Annotated in this window: 22 protein-coding genes; 9 read left to right on the forward strand and 13 right to left on the reverse strand. The window is 36.3% G+C overall.

Going from position 1 to position 25,945, the window contains the following annotated elements:
• Positions 1-76: 76 nt before the first annotated feature.
• From ACQVD9_RS04800 to ACQVD9_RS04815, 4 genes are all read right to left on the reverse strand, one after another.
• A complete protein-coding gene (locus tag ACQVD9_RS04800) occupies positions 77-1,591 on the reverse strand; it encodes a 4Fe-4S binding protein (RefSeq protein ID WP_264747720.1) in 1,515 nt (504 codons plus the stop codon).
• An 18-nt stretch (positions 1,592-1,609) separates the two neighbouring features.
• On the reverse strand, positions 1,610-2,461 hold the full coding sequence (locus ACQVD9_RS04805; RefSeq protein WP_264747721.1) for an FTR1 family iron permease: 852 nt from the start codon (positions 2,459-2,461) through the stop codon (positions 1,610-1,612).
• A gap of 28 nt (positions 2,462-2,489) precedes the next feature.
• The gene (locus ACQVD9_RS04810; protein ID WP_264747722.1) at positions 2,490-2,822 is read right to left on the reverse strand and encodes a cupredoxin domain-containing protein; all 333 of its coding nucleotides are present in this window, start codon (positions 2,820-2,822) and stop codon (positions 2,490-2,492) included.
• 92 nt (positions 2,823-2,914) lie between these two features.
• Complete coding sequence (locus tag ACQVD9_RS04815) at positions 2,915-3,445, reverse strand: iron transporter (protein ID WP_264747723.1); 531 nt, start codon at positions 3,443-3,445, stop codon at positions 2,915-2,917.
• Between the two features lie 462 nt (positions 3,446-3,907).
• On the opposite strand from ACQVD9_RS04815, the gene ACQVD9_RS04820 reads away from it, so the two are divergent.
• Positions 3,908-4,393: a hypothetical protein gene (locus ACQVD9_RS04820; RefSeq protein WP_264747724.1), complete on the forward strand. Its 486-nt coding sequence runs from the start codon at positions 3,908-3,910 to the stop codon at positions 4,391-4,393.
• A 203-nt stretch (positions 4,394-4,596) separates the two neighbouring features.
• Positions 4,597-5,340, forward strand: a complete 744-nt coding sequence (locus ACQVD9_RS04825; protein WP_264747725.1) for an amidotransferase — start codon at positions 4,597-4,599, stop codon at positions 5,338-5,340.
• A 35-nt stretch (positions 5,341-5,375) separates the two neighbouring features.
• On the opposite strand, the gene ACQVD9_RS04830 is transcribed toward ACQVD9_RS04825, so the two are convergent.
• The 3 genes from ACQVD9_RS04830 to ACQVD9_RS04840 form a co-directional block, all read right to left on the reverse strand.
• Positions 5,376-5,783 (reverse strand): bacteriohemerythrin, encoded by a 408-nt coding sequence (locus tag ACQVD9_RS04830; protein WP_264747726.1) that lies wholly within the window; start codon positions 5,781-5,783, stop codon positions 5,376-5,378.
• Positions 5,784-5,971: 188 nt separating this feature from the next.
• Positions 5,972-8,068, reverse strand: coding sequence for a phosphate acetyltransferase (gene pta, locus ACQVD9_RS04835; protein ID WP_264747727.1), 2,097 nt, complete (start codon positions 8,066-8,068; stop codon positions 5,972-5,974).
• A gap of 16 nt (positions 8,069-8,084) precedes the next feature.
• On the reverse strand, positions 8,085-9,275 hold the full coding sequence (locus tag ACQVD9_RS04840; protein WP_264747728.1) for an acetate kinase: 1,191 nt from the start codon (positions 9,273-9,275) through the stop codon (positions 8,085-8,087).
• A 336-nt stretch (positions 9,276-9,611) separates the two neighbouring features.
• Here ACQVD9_RS04840 and ACQVD9_RS04845 point away from each other — a divergent pair, with 336 nt between their 5' ends.
• Complete coding sequence (locus ACQVD9_RS04845) at positions 9,612-10,097, forward strand: FKBP-type peptidyl-prolyl cis-trans isomerase (RefSeq protein WP_264747729.1); 486 nt, start codon at positions 9,612-9,614, stop codon at positions 10,095-10,097.
• A 37-nt stretch (positions 10,098-10,134) separates the two neighbouring features.
• Here ACQVD9_RS04845 and ACQVD9_RS04850 read toward each other — a convergent pair whose 3' ends face one another.
• From ACQVD9_RS04850 to ACQVD9_RS04860, 3 genes are all read right to left on the reverse strand, one after another.
• Positions 10,135-11,013 carry a DMT family transporter gene (locus ACQVD9_RS04850; RefSeq protein WP_264747730.1) on the reverse strand — a complete coding sequence of 293 codons (879 nt, stop codon included), beginning with the start codon at positions 11,011-11,013 and terminating at the stop codon, positions 10,135-10,137.
• 9 nt (positions 11,014-11,022) lie between these two features.
• A complete protein-coding gene (locus tag ACQVD9_RS04855) occupies positions 11,023-11,760 on the reverse strand; it encodes a YciK family oxidoreductase (RefSeq protein ID WP_264747731.1) in 738 nt (245 codons plus the stop codon).
• Between the two features lie 64 nt (positions 11,761-11,824).
• On the reverse strand, positions 11,825-11,995 hold the full coding sequence (locus ACQVD9_RS04860; protein WP_264747732.1) for a DUF2897 family protein: 171 nt from the start codon (positions 11,993-11,995) through the stop codon (positions 11,825-11,827).
• Positions 11,996-12,104: 109 nt separating this feature from the next.
• Here ACQVD9_RS04860 and ACQVD9_RS04865 point away from each other — a divergent pair, with 109 nt between their 5' ends.
• From ACQVD9_RS04865 to ACQVD9_RS04880, 4 genes are all read left to right on the forward strand, one after another.
• The gene (locus ACQVD9_RS04865) at positions 12,105-12,623 is read left to right on the forward strand and encodes a hypothetical protein (protein WP_264747733.1); all 519 of its coding nucleotides are present in this window, start codon (positions 12,105-12,107) and stop codon (positions 12,621-12,623) included.
• Positions 12,620-13,660: a tetratricopeptide repeat protein gene (locus ACQVD9_RS04870; RefSeq protein WP_264747734.1), complete on the forward strand. Its 1,041-nt coding sequence runs from the start codon at positions 12,620-12,622 to the stop codon at positions 13,658-13,660. The genes ACQVD9_RS04865 and ACQVD9_RS04870 overlap by 4 nt, the downstream gene beginning before the upstream one ends.
• A gap of 108 nt (positions 13,661-13,768) precedes the next feature.
• Positions 13,769-15,220, forward strand: coding sequence for a toxin-antitoxin system YwqK family antitoxin (locus tag ACQVD9_RS04875; RefSeq protein ID WP_264747735.1), 1,452 nt, complete (start codon positions 13,769-13,771; stop codon positions 15,218-15,220).
• A gap of 315 nt (positions 15,221-15,535) precedes the next feature.
• Positions 15,536-16,090, forward strand: a complete 555-nt coding sequence (locus ACQVD9_RS04880) for a ferritin-like domain-containing protein (protein WP_264747736.1) — start codon at positions 15,536-15,538, stop codon at positions 16,088-16,090.
• Between the two features lie 92 nt (positions 16,091-16,182).
• Here ACQVD9_RS04880 and relA read toward each other — a convergent pair whose 3' ends face one another.
• The 3 genes from relA to cysM all read right to left on the reverse strand — a co-directional run bounded on the left by relA (position 16,183) and on the right by cysM (position 20,749).
• Positions 16,183-18,426 carry a GTP diphosphokinase gene (gene relA, locus ACQVD9_RS04885; protein WP_264747737.1) on the reverse strand — a complete coding sequence of 748 codons (2,244 nt, stop codon included), beginning with the start codon at positions 18,424-18,426 and terminating at the stop codon, positions 16,183-16,185.
• Positions 18,427-18,488: 62 nt separating this feature from the next.
• Positions 18,489-19,847, reverse strand: a complete 1,359-nt coding sequence (gene rlmD, locus ACQVD9_RS04890) for a 23S rRNA (uracil(1939)-C(5))-methyltransferase RlmD (protein WP_264747738.1) — start codon at positions 19,845-19,847, stop codon at positions 18,489-18,491.
• On the reverse strand, positions 19,844-20,749 hold the full coding sequence (gene cysM / locus ACQVD9_RS04895) for a cysteine synthase CysM (RefSeq protein ID WP_264747739.1): 906 nt from the start codon (positions 20,747-20,749) through the stop codon (positions 19,844-19,846). The genes rlmD and cysM overlap by 4 nt, the downstream gene beginning before the upstream one ends.
• A 545-nt stretch (positions 20,750-21,294) precedes the next feature.
• Here cysM and ACQVD9_RS04900 point away from each other — a divergent pair.
• Together ACQVD9_RS04900 and dnaX are read left to right on the forward strand one after the other, a co-directional pair.
• Entirely contained in the window at positions 21,295-23,778 is a 2,484-nt protein-coding gene (locus ACQVD9_RS04900) for an autotransporter outer membrane beta-barrel domain-containing protein (RefSeq protein WP_264747740.1), read from the forward strand.
• Positions 23,779-23,965: 187 nt separating this feature from the next.
• Positions 23,966-25,900 carry a DNA polymerase III subunit gamma/tau gene (gene dnaX / locus ACQVD9_RS04905; protein ID WP_264747741.1) on the forward strand — a complete coding sequence of 645 codons (1,935 nt, stop codon included), beginning with the start codon at positions 23,966-23,968 and terminating at the stop codon, positions 25,898-25,900.
• Positions 25,901-25,945 lie beyond the last annotated feature (45 nt).

The following is a 25,945-nucleotide window of genomic DNA, read 5'->3' on the forward strand; positions in this document are numbered from 1 at the left end:
GATAGAGGGTATATTAAATACAATAGACTTAGTAAAACAATAGGACAATTAGCGTATTACTAATCGTCCTATTATTTTAGTGTAAGGAGGTTTGTTTTGAAGAATGATTTTTAGTTAATAATCTTGCTATAACGAATTTTATTACAATAAATAAAATAATAAATATGGCAATTTGTGTGGCTAATTGAATAGTGGATGATTTAATGAGGCGTGCGTCACTCCAACCCCAGAACATCAAATACCAGTTATAAAGCACAAAAGCACAAATACTACTAAAACATATTAATACAGCTAAACGTTTTAAGCCAAAAACTTGTTGTTTATTCAGTACTTTCCAAGCTAATACTAAACTCCAAACTAAGGCACCAACTAATAATAGTAAACGTACATCTTGTACCCATGTAATAGCAAAACCATTTTGTCTAACTAATTTAACGGTGGTTGCGGTTAAACCAAGAAAAAGGCCAACACCACCAATAGGGATTAATGCTAAACAAATATGGGTATAGAAGGTTTTTCCTTTATTAGCAATTTTGCTAGCAAGGTGCATAATTAAACTAAATGCTGTACCCAGTACAATGCCATGACCAACAATATAAGCAACTACACAAAAACCATCAACCCAATTGAAAGCATCATTATTTTCTGGGTAATGAGTAAATAGCCACCAAGGTGTATTTTGATTAAGTGGCCAGAAGATGTCATGCATGACTAACCATTCAGCAATAGTTTGTTTAGCATAAATAAACCAAGGACTTACTGTCCAAGTAAAAGCTCCAATGGCTAAACCAAGAATTCCGAACAGTAATAAACGAATTAACCAAGGGTTTGCTTCTTCTTGTCCATAATCTACTACTTCTTCGTTGACGGAGCGTACTGATAGCCTTACTGCATCTCGTTGTCCACTACAACGACCACAAGCATGGCAAGCAGAAGCACCATGCATTCTACGAATATCTATTAAAGGTGCACAGTTAGGTACAGGTAGATGAGGCTCTGGGTTTTCTTGCCAACGTTTTTCATCTACTTTAAAGTGAACAGGTGCTAATCTGGCTAATAAAGAAAACACCCCACTAACAGGGCAAAGGTATCTACACCACACACGTTTATTACGGCCATATAAAAGACCTATACCAACTGCAGCTACAGTAGAGCCACCTAAAATAAGTAACGCAGGTTTAGCATAGTCATAAACACTAATCATTTGGCCATAGAGGGTGGTTAAAGCAAAAGCGATAGCAGGCCAGCCATTCCATTTAAGCCAATTAGGAACACCCTTATTTTTACCGTGTTTACTAGCCCATTCAGCTAATGCACCTTCTGGACAAAAAATACCGCACCATGCTCTTCCAAACAGTACCATAGAAACCAGTACAAAGGGCCACCAAATTCCCCAGAATACAAACTGAGCAAATAACGAGATATTATTCAATGCCCTTGCTTTATCAGGTGGTAGTGACAGAAAAGCAGGGATAATTAATAGCACTAAATAGAAGAGAATAATAAACCATTGAATACCACGAATAACCCCTCCATAACGGCGCATTAGGTCACCAAGTTTTGAAAGGGGTGTAACAGGTAAACTACTCATAACATCTGTCCTGCAAAATTAGTGCTTAATACGGTTATTACATTGTGTCCATATAATAGCAATAATCCAGTAAAGAGGAATAAGAATTATACCTAATAACATAGGTTGTGCGCGATAACCCGTTATACTAGCAATAAAACTACCCGTAGTTGTGGTATCTGATAAGATAAAAGAACTATCCCATACAGGATCAAATAATGTATAACTCCATTCAGGCGCATCAGCATTGGCAAGCATATCAATAATTAGCCCACTCGATTTATCTAAGGCCGACATTAATAAAGCGCCACCTAATAGTAATAAAATAATGGCACTGATATTAAAAAATACACGCCATGAGATAATATGGCTAGAAAGCTGCAATAACATAAAAGTTGCATAGCCTAGAATTGCACCTGCAACACTTCCCAGTGTTAATAGCCAGAAGGCTGTACCTTGTGCAGCAGCAAAACTGCTGTAAAGGAAAATAACAATTTCAGAACCTTCACGGGCAACGGCTAACATAGCAAGTAATAAGATACCAAACCCACCACGTTGAGCAAAACTTTGGGCTGCTTCTGCTTCTAAATTCTTTTTCATAGCACGGCCATTTTTCTGCATCCAAATAACCATTTGGAAAATCAAAATACTAGCTACGGCCATCATAATAACTTGGAACCAATCGCCACCTGTACCAGAAAACCATTCGCCTGCTACAGTAAAACCAACAGCCAATGCACAGGCAAACAATATCCCTAGTCCGGTACCTATCCAGAGCATTTTTTTAGTGTGACCAGCATTTACTTGGTGATTAATCCAAGCGTATAAGATTCCTATTACTAATAATGCTTCAACACTTTCTCGCCATACAATAAACAGAGCTTGCCACATTTTTAACTATAACTCCTAGTCGGAAAAGTTATTTAACATTAATAGTAAAACCAGCCATATCCATATGGAACTCATCTATAAAATGATAAGAGCCAGGTTTTAGAGGATGAATTACCACAAAAGAACTAACACCAGCGGCTAGTACTTTCTCTACACGCATTGATAGATTCTCAAATTCAGCAGGCCCAGATCCAATATTTTTGACAATAATTTTGAAACGTTGTTTTGCTGGGACTTCAATAGATGATGGTGAGAATACGCCATCTTTAATGGTTATTTCATAAGTGGGTAGAGGAGCAGCTATAGCACTAACAGTGATGAATAATAGGCCAATAAATGCAATAAATTGTCTGCTTAACATAGCTTTTCTCGCTAAAATTAGAAACGCAAAAAGCCAATCAAGTAAGTGATTGGCTTTTATTTAAAGAAAATTTCAAAATAAATATGGGTTTATTAATAACCACCCTTTTTACCTATACCTGCATAAACAAAATCGTAGCTGGTTTCACATTTTTCAAACCAAGGTGCAACCCCTGTTTCTTTATCAGTATGGCGACCAAACATACTTTCTTTACCTGGTGGTAATATAGTGAATTTTAAATTATATTTGCCAGGACCCAATAATTTAACATTATCGCCATAGTGTGGGCCATCATTAGCTACCATTGGATGGAAAGTACCCTCTACTTTTTCAGCACTACCTTCTTTAGTTAATACAAAAGCTACTTGTAGGTAAGGAACCCAGCTGCCTTCTTGGAAACCATTTTGATTATCTTCAAGTGCGGTAATGTCTGCCTCTAAATGTACATCAGAATCCTTTGCAGGACGCATCATGCCAGGAGGATCCATTTCGATAGGTTGTAAATAAACAGCAGCAATCTCCATTCCACCACATTGTTGTGGTTTACCAACCGGATATTCCTTAGCCATGCTGATAGAGGTAGTACAAAGTAAAATAGCAGGCAGAATAAATAAAGAACGCATAAATATCTCCATATATTAAACTCAAAATAACTAGTGAGCTAAATAATAAGTTTGTGGTACTACGAAAAAGGCATAAAAAATTAACTATTAATTAGTTGTTAATAATAATCATTATTAAATAGATTGGCAATACCATTATTAAAGCTTTAATAAAAAATCATAATTTTGCTTAATAGAAAAGAGATAACTGAGTCATTGCTGAAATATTTTGATAAATATCACAAAATATAATCTTTCAAGTATAAGCTGAGCTAACAAATATTTGCTGAAAAATAGAAGAGTGTTATTATTGCACTAGCTATATTATTAGTAATCTTAATTGGAGCTTAAATTTTGATATACTTTTTAGCTCAAGTACTGTACATAATGTAGTTATAATGGTAGGATTTTGCTACCGTTATTATTTACGGAACTGTATTTCAATTGGAATAAAATTCTAAAATTCGTATGAAAGGAAAAAATATGCTTAAGTCTATTAAATTTGCTGCATTAGCAGGTGCTGTAGTTGTTGCTGCTGGTTGTCACAGCTTTAACACTAACAAACCAAGTGCTACTCTTCAACCACGTTTAGTAACTAATGAATTACGCGCTGACATCAAAGTTGGTGAGAAAGTAACTGGTGAATCTAGTTTAAATATTTTATTCAATTTCATCTCTTTCGGTGGCGACAGCAACTTTGCTGATGGCGTAGGTTATGATGGTATTGCTAGTGGCGGTTTATTAGCTTCTAATCCATTTGACAAAACTCCACAAGTTCAAGCTGCAGCAGCTTACAATGCTTTAGCTCCAGTTAATGGTGACGTGTTAATTTCTCCACGTTATGAAATCACTGTAGACGATTTCTTCGTATTCAAAACTATCCACGTTAAAGTAACTGGTTACAAAGGTACTGTAAACAGCATTACTAGCACAAACAACTACAATGTTTGCTGCACAGTGGCTAAATAATTCTTAAGTGAATTAATAAAAGGCCAGCAGTTTTTACTGCTGGCTTTTTTTTGTCCACAATTTATGCATAAAAATTGATAGCAAGCGTAACTGGAGATTCTATATATAGAATTAAGTGCTATAAAAAAAAGATTTTTTATAATGTATAATTTAAAAAGGAAAAGATTATATACTGTTGTTGGTAAGATGAGGTTGTATTAGAAATGGTTTTAAGAATTTGTATTTTGGAGACTGACTTTATCCGTCCAGAGCTATTAGAAGAATATCATGGTTATGGTGCAATGTTTGAGAGTATGTTTTCTAAACAACCGATTGCTGTTGAATGTAAAGTTTACAATGTTGTAAATGGGGATTATCCTCCTGCTGATGAACAATGGGATGCTTATCTTATTACAGGCAGTAAAGCGGATTCTTTCGCTAATGATCCTTGGATTGAAGCACTAAAAGGTTATGTAAAAAATTTATTTGATCAAGGAAAGATTTTATTAGGTGTGTGCTTTGGCCATCAGTTATTGGCATTAGTATTTGGTGGTAAGGTAGAACGTGCTATTCAAGGTTGGGGTGTAGGTTCTCATCATTATGATGTTAACCATAAAGCAGATTGGATGACACCTACACTGGATAAGTTAACCTTATTAATTAGTCATCAAGATCAAGTAACCTTACTACCAGAATCAGCTACCTTAGTTGCAAAAAGTGATTTTTGTCCAAATGCGGCATTTACAATAGGAAAGCAGGTTTTATGTTTTCAAGGGCATCCTGAATTTGTTGTAAATTATGCCAAGGCTATTTTGGACAGTAGAGAAGACCAGTTAGGGAAAGAGTTATATACTAAAGCTGTCAATAGTTTATCTACAGAGCATCAGGGTGTTGTGGTGGCTGAGTGGATGGCAAGATTTGTACAGGAAGGGTTAACTCAACAAAATAATGCATTAGAACAAAGATAAAAAATAGGGGATTAATTAATCCCCTTTTAAAAATATTAAACAACTTTTTTATCACGAAAGAATTCGATGTAATCTTTATCTGTTTTCATAATATGGTTAGTTAACCAGTTTTTAAGTAGCTCTAATGTTTCAATACTGGCAACACTGTCATCACCAGATTCATGTCTCTCTAAAAGGCTATATACTTTATGAGTAAACATATTGTGTTGTTTTACATGGCTAGTTGTTTCAGGATAACCTAAATTAGCGAACAGTGTTTCTTCGGCAATAAAATGATTAATGGTATAGTCCACTAATTGCTCTAAAATGTTACCTATTTCGGCAGAGTTAATTTGGCGATCATTACTCGTTGAGTCATAAAGCTTATTGGTAAGGTCAACCAACCACTTGTGTTGCTCATCAATCTGAGGAATACCTGTTTCTAACTCTTTCGTCCACGGCATAAAAGTCACGTTAATCAATCTCCTCTGTGCTTTATTATTAAATAGGCTAATTATCTGAATTATTATACTCTACAAAATTAGCTTAGAACATAATTTTAGCTTATGAATTTATTGATAAAAAACAATGGATTGATAAGCTAAAAAAGGAGCAGTAAACACTGGCTCCCTTTAAATTAAATATGGATAGGTTATTTTTTACTGTTTGCTTGAATCGCAGTAAGAGCAATGGTAAATACAATATCCTCTACTAAAGCACCTCTAGATAAATCATTAACAGGTTTTCTTAAGCCTTGTAGCATAGGGCCAACACTAATCACTTGGGCGCTACGTTGTACCGCTTTGTAAGTAGTATTACCAGTATTTAAGTCAGGGAAGATAAATACGGTGGCTTTACCTGCAACTTGGCTATCAGGTGCTTTTTGTTTCCCTACACTTTCAATAGCAGCCGCATCATATTGTAGCGGTCCATCAATGAGTAAATCTGGACGTTTTTGTTTAGCAAGTTCTGTAGCTAATCTAACTTTCTCAACATCTTCACCACCACCCGAAGCACCAGTAGAATAACTAATCATGGCTACCCGAGGAGAAATACCAAAAGCAGCGGCTGATTCAGCACTTTGAATAGCAATATCTGCTAATTGCTCAGCAGTAGGGTCAGGATTAATAGCACAATCACCATATACTAATACTTGGTCAGGTAATAACATAAAGAATACAGAAGATACTAGGTTGTATTCAGGTGATGTTTTAATCAGTTGTAAAGCAGGACGTACAGTATTAGCTGTAGTATGGATAGCACCAGATACTAAACCATCAACATCATCAGTAGCTAACATCATTGTACCTAATACAACAGAATCACCTAGTGATTGCTCTGCAATTAGAGGTGTCATACCTTTATTTTTGCGTAATTCTACTAATGGGGCAATATAGTTTTGACGGATACTATCAGGATCAATAATCTCTAGGTTATCAGGTAACTGTAAACCTAAGCTCTTAATAGTGCTGTGTACTTCTTCTGGTTTCGCCAATAATACACAGCGTGCAATATTGCGTTGGTGACAAATAATAGCGGCTTGAATGGTTCTAGGCTCATTGCCTTCAGGTAATACAATGCGTTTATTGGCCTCTTGAGCACGTTTAACCAATTGATAGCGGAAAGCAGGTGGAGATAAACGAGCTTCTTGAACAATACCACAACGCTGGAATAACCATTCTTCATCTAGCTGTTCCGCAATAAACTCTGTTACTTGTTTAGCACGATCTTGATCATCCACAGCAATACTTTTATCGATATGTGATAAGTTAGTAGCGGTATCATAAGACCCTGTTTTAACAGAAAGAACTGGTAAGCCACCTTCTAATGCAGCTTTACAAAGTGTCATAATACGTGCATCAGGTTCAAAGTTACTACATAGTAGTAAACCAGCTAATGGAATACCATTCATAGCAGCTAAACTGGTTGCCATAATAATATCATCACGATCACCAGGCGTAACAATCAATACACCGGGTTCAAACAATGGGATAGTATCAGGTACTGCCCTAGCGCAAAGCACAATTTTTTGAACACGACGCGTATCAAGTTCACCTTTACTGATTGTTTGGGCATTTAGCTGCTTAGCAATATCTTGCAAACGTGGTGCGTTTAATTCTTCACGCCAAGGATTACAACCTAATATTTTAAAGTCATCTTTAAATAGCTGTGGAGCAGCATTTTGTAAATGTTCTTTAAATGCTTCAGGGCCTTCTGGAGTCTTAATTTTATTAAGTATCACACCAATTAGCTTTTTGTTGCGTGGTCCACCAAACGCATGTGCTTGAATTTCAATGGCATCAATAAACTCTTCTAATGTTGCATGCTCTTCTTCAGGTGCCGCCACCATGATAATGTCTGCATTCAAACTTTTAGCCAATGCTGCATTAATAAATGTAGCATAGTTTGATTGCAGAGTAGGTACCATGCCTTCTATCACTATCACATCTTTATCAACAGATGCTTCTTGAAAAAGATTAATAGCATCCTCTAAAAGTATGTCTAGTTGATCATCACTTAAGCGCTGTTCAACGTAGTTTCTAGAAAGTGGCTTAGGTGATTTTATACCTACTGTTTTTTCAATTAGCTCAGAAGAGTAATCTGGTAACTGTTCTCTATCATGGTGTTGAGCGATTGGTTTACAGAAACCAACTTTTAACCCTTTATTTTCTAGCGCTCGAATAAGGCCTAAACTAATAGAAGTAAGGCCTACACCGAAATTTGTAGAAGTTACAAAAAAAGCATGCATAGTTATCTATCCTGTATTATTTTTCTTCTACAAATAATAGTGTATCCAGTGCTATTTGACGTTCTTCATTGGTTGGTATAACAATGATACGTGGTGAGCTTGGTTTACTAATTAAGCCAGCTTTACCGCGTACAAACTTAGCATTTGCTTCACTTTCTATTTCAAAGCCTAATAATTTTAACCAAGATACAGTACGTGCTCTGATTAATGGTGAGTTCTCACCAATACCACCTGTAAAAATAAGGCCGTCAATACGAGGCAAAGCACAGGCCATACTGGCTAATGATTTAGCTAAACGATAGCAGAAAACCTCAATCGCCATAGTAGCGCCTTTATGACCACGGCTTCTAGCTTCTTCTAAAGAGCGCATATCATTAGAAAGGCCAGATAAGCCTAATAAACCACTTTGTTTAGTAAGTAGATTATCGACTTCATCAACACTCATATTTAAAATGCGTACTAAGTGACCATGTAAACCTGGGTCTACATCACCACTACGAGTACCCATGCATACACCTTCTTGAGGTGTTAGACCCATGCTAGTATCTAAGCTTTGACCATTAGCAATAGCACAAGTAGAACAACCATTACCTAGGTGAGCTGAAAGCCAATAACTATCACCTGCATTTAAATTGCAGAAATCAGCAGCTTGCTGACTCACATAACGATGACTAGTACCATGGAAACCATAACGGCGAATATTGTGTTTAGCGTAATATTCTTCTGGTATACAATAGCGGAAAGCATGATCAGGCATTGTTTGATGGAATGCTGTATCAAATACCACCACTTGTAATAGGTCAGGATACACTTCTAGTGCCGCACGCATACCTTGTAGTGCTGGTGGATTGTGTAAAGGTGCTAAGGGTGATATACGTTCTATTTCTGAAAGCACTTGTGGAGTAATTCTGTGAGGTGCAGTGAAATTTCTACCACCATGTACTACACGATGCCCAATACCATCTAATTCACCTTGGCAAACTTCTTGTACACGAGGCATAATTTGTGAAAGAGCTGTTTTATGGTCACCGTTAGGGATCATTAAACTGTTTTTATCACTACCTGTTTTCCAAGTAACAACTGCTTCAGGTGTATTTAAACGTTCTGCCAAACCAGAGATAGCAAATTCACTTTGTTTAGGGTTTACTAGAGCAAATTTTAGAGAAGAGCTACCGCAATTAATGACTAAAATATTACGCGGGGTCATACATTTTTACCTGTTGTTTATACAATAATTAAAACGTGTCACATTATAGATGATGTGGGTAAATTAAGTAACTTTAATTAAAATTGTTTAGTATTTATATTGATTAGTGTAAAAAAAACTGCAATTGTTCACCAATTTTATTGATTTATTTAGTTAATTGCCAATAATAGATATTAAATCTTTAAATATCATGATACTAGGTTTTTATTTAAATTTTAATGATAAAGGAAAATATTTAATCTTATACAAATTTAAATAATTTTTAGTCGATATCTTTAACTAAGCAAGGTAAGATGAGCGTTTAATTTAAATTTTGAAAAGAAAGGCCAATAGACCATGCAGATTGAACCTAAAAAAGCAGTATATATTGAATACACATTAACTAACGATGCAGGTGATGTTTTAGATAGTTCAGAAGGACATCCACCTTTAGCTTACTTGCATGGTTTTAATAATATTATCCCAGGATTGGAAAGTGCGCTTGAAGGTAAAAAAGCTGGTGATGAACTAGATGTACAAGTTGAGCCTAAAGATGGTTATGGTGACTATTCTGTTGATTTAGTAGCAGTAGTACCTCGCAGTGCTTTCCAAGGTGTAGAACAATTAGAGCCAGGTATGCAATTTCACGCTTCAGCACCAGATGGTGGCATGCAAGTAGTAATTATTCGTGATATCGAAGGTGATGACGTAACAGTAGATGGTAATCATCCTCTAGCGGGTCAACGTTTAAACTTTAAAGTAAAAGTAGCAGAGGTACGTGAAGCTACTGCTGAAGAATTAGAGCATGGTCATATTCATGGTGAAGGTGGTCATCAGCACTAATGAGTGTTTATTAAGGTAGGGTTATCCCTACCTTATACTATTCAATAACAGGCTTTGTAGTATTATTAGTTTGTTTTTGTAATCCTGCCCAAGCAACAGCTAAAATAATCACCACTCCACCAATAATAGTTCTTATACTTGGTTGTTCACTAAATAATATCCATGCTCCAAAAATTGCATAAACAGGCTCTAAGGCAATAATAATAGAAGCTGTTTTGGCATTAATAGCAGTCAAACTACTGATAAATAGATAATAAGAAAGTCCAGTACACAGTAACCCTAAACAAGCAATCCATAACCAATCCATTTTCGATATACTAGGTATGCTAGTGATAGTAAAAGGTAATAAGATAATTAGCACAACAGTACATTGCCACCAACAAATTTGTACACCCGTAGTACTTTTTAAGTTGTAGCGATTAACAACTACACTAGCCCCATAAAGAATGCCAGAGGCTATACCCCATAATAAACCAAGTGTGCCGCCATTACTTAAGTCAAAAGAAGGGGTTACCATAATTAAGCCAATGGAAACACAAAGCAGTAAGCAATATTCTACGTTAGTAATTTTATCTTTAAAAAATAGCATTTCAAATAGAGCAACACAAGCAGGGAAGCAAGCAAAGCCCAAGGTTGCCATAGCCACATTACCTACTTTAATTGCATAGAAAAAGGTAACCCAATGGGCAGCTAATAAAATGCCTGCAATAACTAATGTGTAAAAAGTTTTTAATGGAATGCGCCAAGGAATATATCGAAAATGCAAGCTAAGTAATGTCATTGCAAAAATAGCAAAAATAGAACGACCCATACTAATAACAAACGAGTCGCTAGCAATAAGATTACCAAAAATACCTGAGACGCCAAATAAAATAGCGGCAATATGCATTTGAATTAAAGCAGTTTGTTTAGTCATTATATAAATTTATTGTGCATTAAGGGCTTGCCCATTAATCCCTATACTATCAGGACCTAATAGATAAAGATAAACAGGCATTATTTGTTCTGGTAGTGGATTATCCGTTACTGTTTCTTGTGGGTAAACATGGGCACGCATGGCTGTTCTGGTAGCACCAGGATTAACACTATTGGATCTGATAGAAGTTTCTTTTAGTTCATCAGCAATACACTGCATAAGTCCTTCAGTAGCAAATTTAGAAGAGGCATAAGCACTCCAAAGAGCCCGTCCTTTACGACCCACTGAACTAGAGGTAAAAATAATAGAGGCATCTGCTGCTTGTTGTAAAAGAGGTAGCAGGTATTTAGTTAATGCAAAGGTAGCATTCACATTAACCTCCATAATCTGTTGAAATTCTTCAATAGAAAGCTCTGTAAAAGGTTTTAAATCAGTGGCAATAGATGCATTATTAACCAAGCCATCTAACTGATTAACTTGTTCAGAGAGTTGTTCAGCTAATTGGATATAATCTTTATCTTTCGCTGTTGCTAAATCAAAGGGAATAATAATAGGCGATAAATAACCTTGTTCTATTATTTGTTTACTAACAGCTTCCAACTTACTGGCTGTTCTTGCTAGTAATATAACTTTTGCACCAAGCTCTGCACAACTTAATGCAATAGCTTTTCCTATACCTTGTCCAGCACCAGTGATAAGAATAGTACGATTTTCTAATAATGATGGACGAGCAGTATAAGAGTACATATAGAGCCTATCTTTGTAGTATAAAAACTATTTTCGTGTCGTGAGTTAAAAAGGAAAGACTAGGTTACTCTTTGTCTTTTTTTTCCATTTCATCCCATTTAACATTACGTTCCCGAATACGCTTTTTTTGTTCTTCAGTTAGTTGAATTTTTTTGTTTGATTTTAACAAAGAAAATAGTGGACTAATAATAGCAGAAAAGGCGAAAAAGAGAATTATCCAACCATACCAAGGCATATTTCTAGATCCAATAATTATATTAAGTGAATTATTAGTATAATTTATTTAATAGCTAATAGATAATACAATATTAAGTTAATAGTAATAGGTAACAATTAGTGTAATAATGGTGAAATTGATAAAAAAACGTACTGTATTTATTATTGGTTTTTGGATTATTTTTATTGTGCTATTTATCGCTAGCCATAAAATATTATCCAATATTATTTTGCACTATCAAAAACGCCCAGCACTTGAAACACAACAAGCTTATCAATTCATTAAACGTTATCAGCAACCACTTATAAGTTTTTATAAAAAATATAAACGTTGTCCAACTATGGCAGATAAACAACAACTTATTTCTCAAGTGGAGGCTTATGAATATATTAAAACTATTCGTTTTTTAGCCGATGAACAGTCTAATACCTGTTTTATCACAGCAGTGATGCGTAATGATACACCCAGTAAAGATGTAAAAAATGGTTTAATTGCCATCGCTTATGATGTGAATCAAATGCCACAACAAGAGTGGCCTTGTTATACTAATATCACTAATATTTATACGGTTGAAGCTTGCCGTAATAATCCCTTACCTGAAAACTTGCAACGTGCCCTCACTGAATATACTAGGAGCATACAATGATTAAAAAGTATGATCGTCTTGAAGAAGCTGGTAAAGCTGAGGATTTAGGAAATTATAAAAAAGCTTATCGGTTATTTAGTGAATTAGCTCGTGAAGGTAATGCTCATGCAATGAGTGCATTGGCACTTATGTATCATAATGGTGAATATGTTAGAAAACAGTATAAAAAATCGATTTACTGGGATTTAGAGTCAATTAAACAAGGAATAGATTCAAAGAATTTAGCGATTACCTATCGTCAATTGGGTGATATGCAGCGTTATAAATATTATTTAGAAAAAGCAATGGCACAAGGTGATGATAGTGCTGCATTTAACCTAGCTAAATTATACAGTGTTTCCACTAAAGAACGTTTACAAGTTCAAGCGTTACTATTATTAGTGGTAACGCGTGATAATACTTATCAGGATGAAATAGAGCAGGCACAGCAAATTTTAAAAAACTTGGAAAAAGAAGAAAAACTAGAAAGTTTTGTAGACTTATTTAAATCCGTTAAGCCTATTGTTAAGAAAATAAAATATCCCAGTAATTACCAAAAAGATTCTAAAAAAGTAGTAAAGCAATTAGCTAAAGTAACTGAGTATTTAGATCGCCAAAAATATAAAAAAGCGCGCAAATTACTGGAACAACTAGCCGCTGATGGTTGTGCTAAAGCTATGGATATATTAGGCGGTATCTATCTTTATGGTATAGGCGTAATTGTTAATATTACGGACGCTATCAAATGGTATGTAAGGGCTATAGAAAGTGGCTGTTTTGAAAGCAACCTTAACCTTGCTATTGCCTATCGTCATACCCATGATATTCTGCGTTACAAGCATTATTTAGAGTTAGCTTTAGCAAAAGGTGATGACAATGCAGCTTTATTACTTGCTCAGCTTTATAGTGTCTCGGAACGTGAGAGTGAACGAGTAGAAGCTCTGCTTGAGCAAGTTGTAGCGAGTGATAAGGTTAATGCAGATGCTGTTTATCAGGCAGAAATGATGTTAAAAAACTTGCTAAGCCCCTTTAATAAGATAAAACAGCCCTTGATTTAATATTTTGTGAGAATAATAACCAGTATATTATTCGATAATCATCACTAACTGATGTATAGTATAAGGTTGATATTTTGCTTTAGCTGTTAGTAGTGTTGAACCCAATTCATGACCCCCAAAATACCCCGCCTTGCCGCTGTTAAATCCTTTACTCGTCAGTTAATTGAAAGAAATACTGAGGGTTGTTTAGTGCAGGATTTTTATGTGACGGGTGAAAAACGTACTGATCCTTTTTTAGTAATTGCTGAAGAATCAGCTATTCCTGTTAGTTTTGACTATGAGTTATTACCTATAGATGGACTGCTAACCCTTTATTATAAAACGGGTGTTAAAGAGCAACAGGTCAATTACCAAGCAGGCAAGCGTAATGGTGAATGGAGTAGTTGGTATGTACATGGTCAAAAGGCGGGCGAAGGATATTTTTTAGACAACCATAAACAAGGTTGTTGGCGAAAATATTGGCCTGATGATGAAAGCTCTTATATCGAATCACATTACCAAGAAGGTTGGTTGCATGGTGGGCATAAAGTGATTGATGAAAGTCGATTAGTGCTTGAGGGTGCATTAGAACAAGGGATGCGTACAGGCGTTTGGTCGTCTTATTATGAGAATGGTCAAAAATCCACAGAAAAGCATTACCAAAAGGGGCTAGAAGAGGGGATATTTATTACGTGGTATGAGTCAGGTAGTAAATGTATCGAGGGCTATTTTCATGAAGGTGAGCGTGAAGGTTGGTGGGTAACTTATTACGAAAATGGTCAAAAAGAACAACAACAATGTTATGTGCGAGATATTTCGCAAGGTGTTTACCAAGCTTGGTATGAAGAAGGTGAAAAACAAACTGAAGGTTATTATCAAGAGGGTGAGCGGCATGGTGCATGGCGCAGTTGGTATAAAAATGGTAAATTAAAAACAGAAGACCATTATGATGCTGGTGTAAAACATGGTTTTTGCCAATCTTGTCATCCTTTAACCGAACAACGGGTTGCTGTTCATTTTGATGAAGGAACACCTGTAGAGGATATTGTTTGGTTAGAGTGGCATGAAAATGGTCAGATTGCCTTAGAAGCCCCTTATGTCGATGGCCTAGAAGAAGGTTATTGGCGGCTTTGGTATGAAGATGGTCAAAAAGATCAGATAATTCCATACCATGAGGGATGTTTTCATGGCTATGGTGCTTGTTGGTATAAAAATGGTCAAAAGGAAAGAGAAGGGCAGTACTATCAAGATAGCCTAAATGGTTCAGTTCAATACTGGTATGAAAACGGTCAACTTAAAACTCAACTGACTTATGAGCATGGCATAGAAAAAGGTCCTTGTCTTGAATGGTACGAGTCAGGGCAAAAAGAAAAAGAATGCTTTTATAAACAGGGTAAACTAACAGGTAGTTATATTAGTTGGCATGAAAATGGTACTAAATCTGTACAAGGTAGTTATTCGCAGGGCTTGCAAATAGGTTTCTGGCAATACTATTTAGATGATGGTCGGCTTTATGATGAAATACTGTACGAGCAAGGAGTGTCCAGTACAGGTGTTGATCGTGTTTTTGAAACAAGCTAATTAATAAATATTCTCTTGCAAATAACCCGCTGTTTTTAGACTTAATGCTAGTACTCCTTGCGTGCATTAGTCTTTACTATATGAACTATTGGTATTACTTAGTTTTATTAGTATAGCTATTGTTCTACATTTTTATACATCGTTGAATGACTTCGCCGTACTAGTTGTACTGTCTTCAGCCATTCGCCTTGTCTAAAATTGTATAACAATAGCTATAGTTAATAGTTTAGTAATTCCTCAAAACCGTGTAATAGTCTGATAATTAAAATGAAAAAACATGTGATAGTTCATGTTTAATCTAAGAGGAGATTTACCATGTCAAAAGCAAAAAATGTTGCTCAGTTTACTCCAACTAAAACCTTACGTGCCAATGCTAGAAAAAATATTGAAGATGGTGCAGTCACTAAAACATATACCCTAGATCGTAAAAAAGTAATTGAATTATTAAATGCGGCATTAGCCACTGAGTGGGTTTGTGTTTTACGTTATTACCGTCATTATTTTATGGCGACAGGTATGCTAGCAGACTCTGTAAAAGGCGAGTTTCTTATTCATGCTCAAGAAGAACAAGCACATGCCAAAATACTTGCAGAACGTATCGTACAGTTAGGTGGTGAACCTGATTTAAACCCAGATACCTTAACAAAACGCTCTCATGCTGAATATAAAGAGGGTGTAACTCTAAAAGATATGGTTAAAGAAAATTTAATCGCAGAACGTATTGCTATCGATAGTTATAGAGAGATGATTAATTATATTGGTGATGCAGATACTACAACCAAACGTGTTCTAGAAGGTATTTTAGAACAAGAGGAAGAGCATGCAGACGACTTTGCAGATATGCTTGATGGTTGGATTGGTGGGAAGTAATATATCTGAGGTTTAGATATAAAGTAGCTCAAATTTTTACTATCAATTTTTTATGATAAAAAGATTTGAGCTACTGTAATATTTATCCATTACTAACCATTTAAACTACGTTTTACTTCTATAATATTAGGTAGTTGAGATATACGGCTTAATAATCTTCCTAGTGCGTCTAAGCCAGTAATTTCAATAGTTAATTTCATAGAAGCAGTATTATCTTCTTTATTGGATAAAGTATTGACTGCTAGCGCATTAATTTTTTCATTTAACAACAGTTGTGAAATATCGCGTAGTAAGCCTGAACGATCATAAGCTTTAATTTGAATATCCACGGGGTAGGTTTTAGCAGGTACAGGGCCCCAATCTACTTGGATCATACGCTCTGGTTCACGGCTAGCTAACTGTAGCGCATTAGGGCAGTCTTGGCGATGGATAGTCACACCGCGACCTACTGTAATATAGCCAATAACTGCATCGCCAGGTAGTGGATGGCAGCAGTTAGCCATCTGTGTCATTAGATTACCCACACCTTGAATTTGAATTTCTCCAGGATTGTTACCAATCTTGCTAGGGCGACGTTGGATTAATTCAAGTTGCTCAACTTCATTGCTAGTAGGTTCAATTAATTGATGGGCTAAATTAACAATATGTGCTAAACGTAAATCACCAGCACCTAAGCCAGCGAAGAGGTCTTCAGCATTTTTGACATTAGCTTTTTCGGCTAGTTTCTCAAAATTAACATGGTGCAAGGCTAAACGTGACAATTCACGTTCTATCATGGTTTTACCAGCTGCAACGTTTTGATCACGGTCTTGCAGTTTAAACCAATGAATAATTTTGGCACGTGCTTTAGAGGTGTTGATATAACCTAAGTTAGGATTTAACCAGTCGCGGCTAGGACCGCCTTCTTTACTGGTAATAATCTCAACTTGCTCACCTGTTTTTAGGTTGTAGTTGAGTGGCACAATACGACCATCTATCTTAGCACCACGGCAACGATGTCCCACTTCAGTATGCACCCGATAAGCAAAGTCTAACGGAGTAGCGCCTTTAGGTAGGTCAACAGCATGTCCATCAGGGGTAAAAACATAGACGCGATCAGGTTCAGTATCCAGCCTTAACTGGTCTGCAATGCCCATAAAGTCGCCAAGCTCTTCTTGCCACTCTAAAACTTGACGTAGCCATGAAATTTTTTCTTCGTAATGATCTGATTTGCTTTTGACATCAGTGCCTTTATAACGCCAATGCGCGCATACACCTAGTTCAGCTTCTTCGTGCATGGTTTGGGTACGGATTTGTACTTCCAGTACTTTTCCTTCTGGACCAATTACGGCTGTATGTAGAGAACGGTAGCCATTTTCTTTAGGGTTAGCGATATAATCATCAAACTCTTTAGGAATATGACGCCATAAGGTATGCACAATACCTAAGGTGGTATAACAGTCGGCCAGTTCAGGTACTAATACGCGGACAGCACGAACATCATAAATTTGGCTAAATTTAAGCCCTTTGCGTTGCATTTTACGCCAAATAGAGTAGATATGTTTAGCTCTACCACTGATATCAGCTTTAATATTGGCTTCTTCAAGTTTCTCACGAAGTTGCTGCATTACATCAGCAATATATTGTTCACGATCTAAACGGCGTTCATGCAGTAGGGTAGCAATTTGTTTATATTGGTCAGGCTCTAAGTAACGGAAAGAAAGGTCTTCTAACTCCCATTTAATATGACCAATACCTAAACGGTGGGCTAGTGGTGCATAAATATCAGCTACTTCGCGGGCTACTTTTATTTTGCGATCATTATCAGCATTTTTAACCGCACGAATAGCACAGGTACGTTCAGCTAGTTTAATAAGGGCTACTCGAACATCATCAATCATTGCCACTAGCATTTTACGTAGGTTTTCTACTTGTGCTTGTGGGCTTAACATATCAGATTGCACAGGGTTATTAGCAAAGCTAATAGCTGCCATGCGTAGCACACCTTCAATAAGTTTAGCGACTGTTTCGCCAAACTTTTCTTGTACTTCTTCTAAGGTGATATATTTTTCACGGACTGCACGGTAAATGATAGCGGCAGTTAAGGTTTCTTGGTCAAGGTTTAAATCAGCTAGAATTTCTGCTATATCTAAGCCAACATGAAAACAGGAAATATCTTCATTCCAGCCTTGATGAGAAGGTTTACTGGTATTAACAACATTGGCAACATACTCACAGACTTTGCGTAAAGCAGCAATATCTAAGCCAGAAACCATTGAGTTAATGTGTTCCAGCCAAGCATCTAAGTTGATGCTACCATCTTCATTAATAGATTGATGTGCTTTAACTTGTACCATGAAACTACCTTTATGGTGTTCTTTAATAAATTGCGTAATCTACTATTGTACTAATATTGCTACTAACGCTCAAACAATACCATGACTTCACAGTGTGAGGTTTGTGGAAACATATCCATTATACCTGCTTTTTTAATTTGATAACCTTGTTCTATCAATAGCTTAGTATCTCTTGCGAGGGTGGCTGGGTTGCAAGAAACATAGAGCAAGCGATTTGTATCTAATTTTTTCATCTGTTTTATTATTTCCATTGCGCCATCTCTGGGAGGATCTAATAGTACAGCGGAAAACCTTTGTTGCGCCCAGATTTGTTCAGCTATAGGTTGTGTAAGATCGGCCTTATAAAAAAAGGCATTCTCTATATGGTTTTGTTTAGCATTTTCTTTAGCTAAATTGACCATTCCCTCAATAACTTCCACAGCGATTACCTGTTTAGCTTGTTTTGCCAGTGGTAGCGTAAAGTTACCTAAACCACAAAATAAATCTAAGACAGACTCATTAGCTTGTACTTGTAGCCAGTCTAATGCTTGTTGAACCATTGCCTGATTAATTTCAGTATTTACCTGTACAAAGTCTCCCATACGATAATTGAGTTTAAGAGATTGTTGATTAGTCACTAATGGGTAACTTAAAGGTAATTCTGTTTGGTAAGGCATAGGATCAGCTTTGCCTTGTAACCATAGTTGGCATTGTTGGGTTTGGCAAAAAGTATGTAGTGTATTGATATCTTTATCAGTGAGTGGTGCAGTATGGCGAACAAGTAATGCATTCTGATCGCCTGAAAATAATTCAATATGGCCAATATGACGTGGCGAGGTTAATTTTGTTAAGCAATTAGGTAGTTGTTGTAATAGTTGGTTAAGCGATTCAGTTAATACAAGGCAATTGTTAATAGCAACGATTTGTTGACTAAAAGCTGCCCTAAAACCAATTTCTAACTGTTTGCTTTGTTCATTATAGCGAGTGGCGATACGTGCTCTACGACGATAAGCAAAAGGTTGGCTAATCAATGGTGGTTGCCATTCCTGTAATGTAATATTAGCTATTCGTTGAAATTGCTCGATAGCACTGTTTTGTTTGAGCTGTATTTGTTGCTCATAAGGAATATGCTGAAGCTCACAACCGCCACAAGTACCTGCATACTGGCAAGGGGGAGTTTGACGGATAGGTGAGGGGGTGATGACTTTTTCGCATTTAGCATTTACCCACTTGCTTTGGCTAGAGACAACCCTCACTTCGACTTCTTCAGTAGGTAAAGCGCCTGCTACAAACCATGTTCTATCATAAAAATTAGTAATGCCCCGTCCATCATGGGAGAGTCGATCAATGGTTAAGATTTGTTTTTTACCTACAGGGATTGTTTTACTATTGCTTGGTTTACGGTTACTTTGAAAGCGTAAACCTTGGTTTTGCTTACTCATATTTGAGGTTCATCATAGATGCCTGTTGATAAATAACGATCGCCACGATCACAAATAATAGCAACAATGGTAGCATTTTCTACTTCTTTAGCCAGTCTTAATGCACCTGCTACTGCACCACCTGATGACACACCACAGAAAATGCCCTCTTCACGTGCTAAACGACGCATGGTATCTTCTGCCTCTCGTTGTTCCATATCAATAATACGGTCTACACGATTAGCTTCAAATATTTTAGGTAGATATGCAGGGTTCCAGCGACGAATACCAGGAATAGAGGCTCCCTCTTTAGGCTGTAAACCAACAATTTGAATAGCTGGATTTTGCTCTTTAAGATAACGAGAAACACCCATAATAGTGCCCGTGGTACCCATTGCACTGACAAAGTGGGTAACTTTACCCTGCGTTTGTTGCCAGATTTCTGGGCCAGTACTTACGTAATGAGCTTGTGGATTATCACTATTAGCAAATTGGTTAAGTACAATCCCTTGACCTTTGGTTTGCATCTCTAATGCTAAGTCTCTAGCACCTTCCATGCCTATCTCTTTGGTAACGGTTACTAATTTGGCGCCATAGGCGGTCATTGCTGCTTTACGTTCAGCACTCATATTATCAGGCATAATCAGCACCATCTTATAGCCTTTAATCGCGGCTGCCATGGCAAGGGCAATACCTGTATTACCAGAGGTGGCCTCAATTAATGTATCGCCTTCTTTAATCGCACCACGTTGTTCGGCTAAAGTAATCATCGATAGAGCAGGGCGATCTTTCACAGAACCTGCGGGGTTATTACCCTCTAATTTAACTAAAATAGTATTACTGGTATTACCTGCTAGCCGTTGTAATCTTACTAAAGGCGTGTTGCCAATTACATCAGCAATAGTTGGGTAATGTGTATTCATGGTTAATGACTCTCTACAAATCAGTAATTTTGATAACTGGGGCACATCATACACATAAAAACAAAAAAGCTGGATAGTTATTACAGCGTTTAACCTGTTTTTTGTTTATATAGATATGTAGGAAAATTATAAAAATATTCTACTTATTAATTATTTGATGTGAAATAAATCACAAAAATGATACATGCTCTTGATTTTTTCTTTTTAAAGATGATTTTTTTGTCATTAAGTCTGTGCTGAGAAAATCTAATTTTTAGAATAAAAATAAGTAGAATCAGAAAGATAAAAATACACTAAAAATAGGTTATTTTGTCGAGTGAAAAGTATTGTCTGATAAGTATTTTTTTTGGTAAAAACTAACAAAACATGTCAATTGACACCAGTGTTTATAAGGGCTTTAATAGAATCAGAAATAAATATAATACTTACAGCCCTTTTATTATAGGTGTTTTTCTAAGTAGGTAAATGCTACTTAAGTTGAGTGAGTGATATTTTATTGAGTTTACTTTTTATGTATTTAAGGGATAGGAGGAAAAAGGGTGATTATGAAGTACTCAAAAGCAGTTTTATATTCTCACATGTGTTTTACACTTGGCTTTGGCAGTTCAGCGGTTCTGGCGGATAGTGCTAGTTGTACATATAATGTTGTAACTGATACTAATACTTGTAGTGGCCAATATGCTGTATGGGATGGTTCTCGTTTGCAGTATACAAACGTTGTTATTAATAATACAGGCTTTAATTTCGGGACTTCACCTGATGTCAAAGGTGTAGGTATTTATGCCTCATCACAAATGACAGCTAATAACTTGACCGTAACTAGTAGTGGTTTCCTTGCTACTGATGCTATTAGAACGCAAGGTAATGGCGGCTTAACAGTCAATGGTAAGTTAATTGTAAAAGCTAATGGTATATCAGGTGATGCAATCAACGTAACTATTACCAGTAACTCAACAGTTAATACAGGTGACAACAGCGAGATTTATTCTAAAGCTGGCGTAGCCGTTCGTGCTAATTTATCTAGATCAGGAAACAATTTAATAAATGTAGGCAATAATGCTATTATTCAAACAGAAGGCAAGGGTGCTAATAGTTCAGCAGGAACAGGTTATGCTGTTTATGCAGGAAATCGAGATCGTGAAACAGAAGGAAATCCATCAGGAACGGCTAAAGTAACTATTGGTAGTAATAGCCAAATATCTACTAAAGGTAATAATGCCTATGCTGTTTATGCTAATAAAACAGGCCATATACAATTAGGTAACACTATTATTCAAACAACAGGAACAAATGCTCATGGCATTGTAGCTATGGATGGTTCTGTTACAAATACTAATAATAACAATGTTGTAAATTATGCAGGTGGCAAGGTTGACTTATTGAGTGATACTTCCATTATAGTAGATCCTACTAAAAATAGTCTTTCTATCTATGCGAGTGGAACAGATTCTGTTATTTCCTCCTATAATACAGATACTAGTACACAAACTTCTGGTAAGTTTTATGTAATTGGTGATATGAAAGTTGATAGAGAAGGTAAGATCGACTTGCGTATGACAGATAACTCTTACTTTGAGGGTAATACTTCAATTACTGATACAGGTAGTGTATTAAACCTTAATATAGCTGGTGCTAATAGTACTTGGCAGATGAGTAAAAGCTCACAAGTAACAGACTTATCATTAAGTAACTATGCTAATGTTATCTTAGGTGATCAAGCTACAGCAGTCGATTCTACTAATAAGGTAGTATTAACCGTAGATAATTTAAGTGGTAATGGTCATTTTCAAATGCGCACCAATGTTATTGGTACGGGTTCAGGCGTTAATAATATTGGTGATTTATTAAAGGTTACAGGCACTTCTGCAGGTAATCACCTTATTACAGTTACTGACTATTATAATGGGTCCGCTACCGTAGATAGTACTGAACGTTTAAAATTGGTTGAAACAACAGATGGTAATGCTAAATTTACCTTAAACCATGTAGGCCAGTATGTAGATATAGGTGCTTATAAGTACTATCTAAATCCTGGGGATGTGAGCTATGCTGAAGACACTAATCACTGGCATTTGAGTGCTACAGCTAGAGGGCCAAGCTCATTAACCAATACAGCAGATCATTCAGTTAATGTTTTAAATATTAATTACTTATTGAATTATGCGGAAACGCAAACATTATTGCACCGTATGGGAGAGTTGCGTCAATCTCGAGACAATGATTGGGATTTTTGGATAAGAGGTTTTGCTGGCCGTATGAGCTCATTTAGTGGCAAACTCTCTGGTTTTGATATGGATTATCATGGTTTTCAAGCAGGTTTAGATAGACGTTTTGATGTAGATGGCAATGATCTTTATGCGGGTATTATGGTGGGTACTGCTAAGGCAAAGGCTGATTATGATATAGGTCATGGCGACACTAAAAGTTATCATGTGGGATTTTATGGTACTTATAAAACCCAAAATGATTTTTATATAGATGCCATTGCTAAGTATACCGTGATGAAAAATGACTTTAATACTGAAACTGGCGGTGGTTATCAAGTCAATGGAGATGGTAAAACCAAAGGTTATACCTTAGGCATTGAAACAGGTAAACGTTTTTACTTTAACGGTAAAGTTAAGTCTGGTTGGTATCTTGAGCCACAAGCCCAATTAACCTACTCCCATCAAGATAGTGCCAAAATTCATTCTAGTAATGGCTTAAAAACCAAATTAGATGATTTTGATTCTGTGTTAGGAAGAGCCAGTGCCATTGTTGGCTACAGTATTAATCGAGGTAAAACGCCCATTGATGTTTACTTCAAAACTGGTTATGTAAAAGAGTTTGATGGTAAAACTGGTTATTCATTTAATGGTGTTGCCGCTACTCACGATACCTATAAGTTTGATGGTAGTTGGTGGGATAATGGTGTGGGTATTAATGCTAAAATTAATAAACAGCACAATGTTTATGCAGAAATTGACTATGCCAAAGGTAATAAATTTGATAATAAAAGTATTAAGGTTGGTTATCGTTTAGAGTTTTAAACTACCTATGATTTTAGTAGCCGGAGAATACAAAACTCTTCGGCTTTTTTTTCCATTATATAAAATAATTTATATATTCTTAAAGCTTTAACTTTCTTAGTTAATGAAATTAATCCTTTCTACTTATTGTCTTATACCTTTATAATTCATTATCATTTACTATTGAGTATTTATTAAAATTATTCATATGAGTTATCAAGTTCTTGCTCGCAAGTGGCGGCCGCATAATTTTCATGAAATGGTTGGGCAAACCCATGTATTACGTGCATTGATTAATGCATTAGATACAGGGCGGTTACACCATGCTTATTTATTTACGGGTACTCGTGGTGTTGGTAAAACAACCATTTCTCGTATTCTTACTAAATGCTTAAATTGTGAGCAAGGTGTGAGCTCAACGCCTTGTGGTGTTTGTTCTACTTGTGTTGAAATTGATGAGGGTCGTTTTATAGACCTTATTGAGGTGGATGGAGCAAGCCGCACTAAAGTAGAAGATACCCGAGAATTATTAGAAAATATTCAATATGCACCAACCAGAGGTCGTTTTAAGGTTTACTTAATCGATGAAGTGCATATGTTATCATCTCATAGTTTTAACGCTTTGCTTAAAACCTTGGAAGAGCCACCATCTCATGTAAAGTTTTTACTAGCAACGACTGATCCACAAAAACTGCCTGTGACTATTTTATCACGTTGCTTGCAATTTGCGCTTAAAAATATCCCTGCTGATCGTATTGTAGAACACCTTGCTCATGTATTAGATGTGGAAAAAATTCCTTATGAGAAAGAAGCATTGTGGCTATTAGGTAGATCTGCTCAAGGCTCTATGCGTGATGCAATGAGCCTGACGGATCAAGCCATTGCTTTTGGTGGTGAGAAGGTAAATACAGCTGATGTAAGGGATATGTTGGGCACTCTAGATCAGAATCAAGTCTATGAGCTGTTATTTGCTTTATTAGAGGGTGATGCTAAACAATTATTGGCTATTATTAAGCAGCTAGCAGAGCAAAGCCCTGATTGGTTAGATGTATTAGCAGAGTTATTAAATGTCTTACATCGTATTGCTATTGCGCAAATACTGCCTGATGCGGTTGATGACAGTATAGGTGATAAAGAGCAAATTATAGCCTTAGCGCAAGCGTTACCTGCTGAGGATGTGCAGTTCTATTATCAAGTGGGTTTAGTCGGACGTCGTGATTTACCTTTAGCTACTAGTAGTCAGCAAGGTTTTGAAATGGTCTTATTAAGAATGCTAGCATTCCGTCCTGCTAATGCTGAGCGAGCTCCTATTACTCCATTAAAAAAAATTGAAGCTTCAGCTACAACGGAAACAGTAGAAAAAAAAACACTGAATAATGCAAAGTTAGTTCAGCCAACAGAAGAAATAGTTACTAAGGTTGTGGTAGAACCTGAATTAGAAACTAATATTCAGGAAAGTCTGGTAACTGATGAGCAAGAGATTACACCACAAAAACCAGAAAATACTACGGCAGAACAACAGGAAGTTCCAGAAATAGTACAGGCAGTTACTACAGTAAATGTGACAGAAGAAACTGCTACATCCATAGTTACAGATCCAGCGCTAGCAGATTATCAAGAAGAAACTGTTGGAGAAAGTGAAGAAGACTATCTATCCGTTGAGGAGTATCAGTCTTTTTTAGACCAGAACTATGTTGAAACAGATGTTGCAGGTACAGCAGAAAAGATAGACTTGTTGGATAGTTTGCCAGCACCTGCAACAGGGTTAGCGGCTGAATGGATAGAAATATTGCCTGCACTTAAGCTAAGTGGTATTACAGCAAGTATTGCTGCAAACTGTACGCTAATTAGTAAAGATGAACAGCAATGGACTATGCAGTTAGATCCAACACAGCAAGCATTATTTAGTGATAATCAGAAAAAAAGGATTAGTGATGCCATTAATACTTATTTAGGTCACAATGTAAGCTTAAAAATTATTATTGAAAAGCCTGAGCAAGAAACACCAGCACAACGAGAACAACGTAAGAAAATAGAATTACAAAAGGCTGCAGAACGAGCTATTTTAGAGGATCCTATTGTACAGCAGTTAGTGGATAAGTTCTCAGCAAAACTGGATGAAGAAAGTATTAAACCTTTGTAATAAAACGAAGTAAAGTAACTAGATAAGTAATTTATAAAATCGCTA

The sequence above is a fragment of the Entomomonas sp. E7T21 genome (assembly GCF_058693955.1).

What these genes read in the sequence shown, in the direction of transcription:
- ACQVD9_RS04880 (WP_264747736.1), top strand. Translation starts at nt 15,536, where the DNA reads ATGTCAAAAGCAAAAAATGTTGCTCAGTTTACTCCAACTAAAACCTTA.
- ACQVD9_RS04875 (WP_264747735.1), top strand. Translation starts at nt 13,769, where the DNA reads ATGACCCCCAAAATACCCCGCCTTGCCGCTGTTAAATCCTTTACTCGT.
- rlmD (WP_264747738.1), bottom strand. Translation starts at nt 19,847, where the DNA reads ATGAGTAAGCAAAACCAAGGTTTACGCTTTCAAAGTAACCGTAAACCA.
- ACQVD9_RS04830 (WP_264747726.1), bottom strand. Translation starts at nt 5,783, where the DNA reads ATGCCGTGGACGAAAGAGTTAGAAACAGGTATTCCTCAGATTGATGAG.
- ACQVD9_RS04870 (WP_264747734.1), top strand. Translation starts at nt 12,620, where the DNA reads ATGATTAAAAAGTATGATCGTCTTGAAGAAGCTGGTAAAGCTGAGGAT.
- ACQVD9_RS04900 (WP_264747740.1), top strand. Translation starts at nt 21,295, where the DNA reads ATGAAGTACTCAAAAGCAGTTTTATATTCTCACATGTGTTTTACACTT.
- ACQVD9_RS04860 (WP_264747732.1), bottom strand. Translation starts at nt 11,995, where the DNA reads ATGCCTTGGTATGGTTGGATAATTCTCTTTTTCGCCTTTTCTGCTATT.
- ACQVD9_RS04800 (WP_264747720.1), bottom strand. Translation starts at nt 1,591, where the DNA reads ATGAGTAGTTTACCTGTTACACCCCTTTCAAAACTTGGTGACCTAATG.
- ACQVD9_RS04840 (WP_264747728.1), bottom strand. Translation starts at nt 9,275, where the DNA reads ATGACCCCGCGTAATATTTTAGTCATTAATTGCGGTAGCTCTTCTCTA.
- cysM (WP_264747739.1), bottom strand. Translation starts at nt 20,749, where the DNA reads ATGAATACACATTACCCAACTATTGCTGATGTAATTGGCAACACGCCT.
- ACQVD9_RS04825 (WP_264747725.1), top strand. Translation starts at nt 4,597, where the DNA reads ATGGTTTTAAGAATTTGTATTTTGGAGACTGACTTTATCCGTCCAGAG.
- ACQVD9_RS04855 (WP_264747731.1), bottom strand. Translation starts at nt 11,760, where the DNA reads ATGTACTCTTATACTGCTCGTCCATCATTATTAGAAAATCGTACTATT.
- ACQVD9_RS04805 (WP_264747721.1), bottom strand. Translation starts at nt 2,461, where the DNA reads ATGTGGCAAGCTCTGTTTATTGTATGGCGAGAAAGTGTTGAAGCATTA.
- ACQVD9_RS04865 (WP_264747733.1), top strand. Translation starts at nt 12,105, where the DNA reads ATGGTGAAATTGATAAAAAAACGTACTGTATTTATTATTGGTTTTTGG.
- ACQVD9_RS04845 (WP_264747729.1), top strand. Translation starts at nt 9,612, where the DNA reads ATGCAGATTGAACCTAAAAAAGCAGTATATATTGAATACACATTAACT.
- relA (WP_264747737.1), bottom strand. Translation starts at nt 18,426, where the DNA reads ATGGTACAAGTTAAAGCACATCAATCTATTAATGAAGATGGTAGCATC.
- ACQVD9_RS04820 (WP_264747724.1), top strand. Translation starts at nt 3,908, where the DNA reads ATGCTTAAGTCTATTAAATTTGCTGCATTAGCAGGTGCTGTAGTTGTT.
- ACQVD9_RS04810 (WP_264747722.1), bottom strand. Translation starts at nt 2,822, where the DNA reads ATGTTAAGCAGACAATTTATTGCATTTATTGGCCTATTATTCATCACT.
- dnaX (WP_264747741.1), top strand. Translation starts at nt 23,966, where the DNA reads ATGAGTTATCAAGTTCTTGCTCGCAAGTGGCGGCCGCATAATTTTCAT.
- ACQVD9_RS04815 (WP_264747723.1), bottom strand. Translation starts at nt 3,445, where the DNA reads ATGCGTTCTTTATTTATTCTGCCTGCTATTTTACTTTGTACTACCTCT.
- pta (WP_264747727.1), bottom strand. Translation starts at nt 8,068, where the DNA reads ATGCATGCTTTTTTTGTAACTTCTACAAATTTCGGTGTAGGCCTTACT.
- ACQVD9_RS04850 (WP_264747730.1), bottom strand. Translation starts at nt 11,013, where the DNA reads ATGACTAAACAAACTGCTTTAATTCAAATGCATATTGCCGCTATTTTA.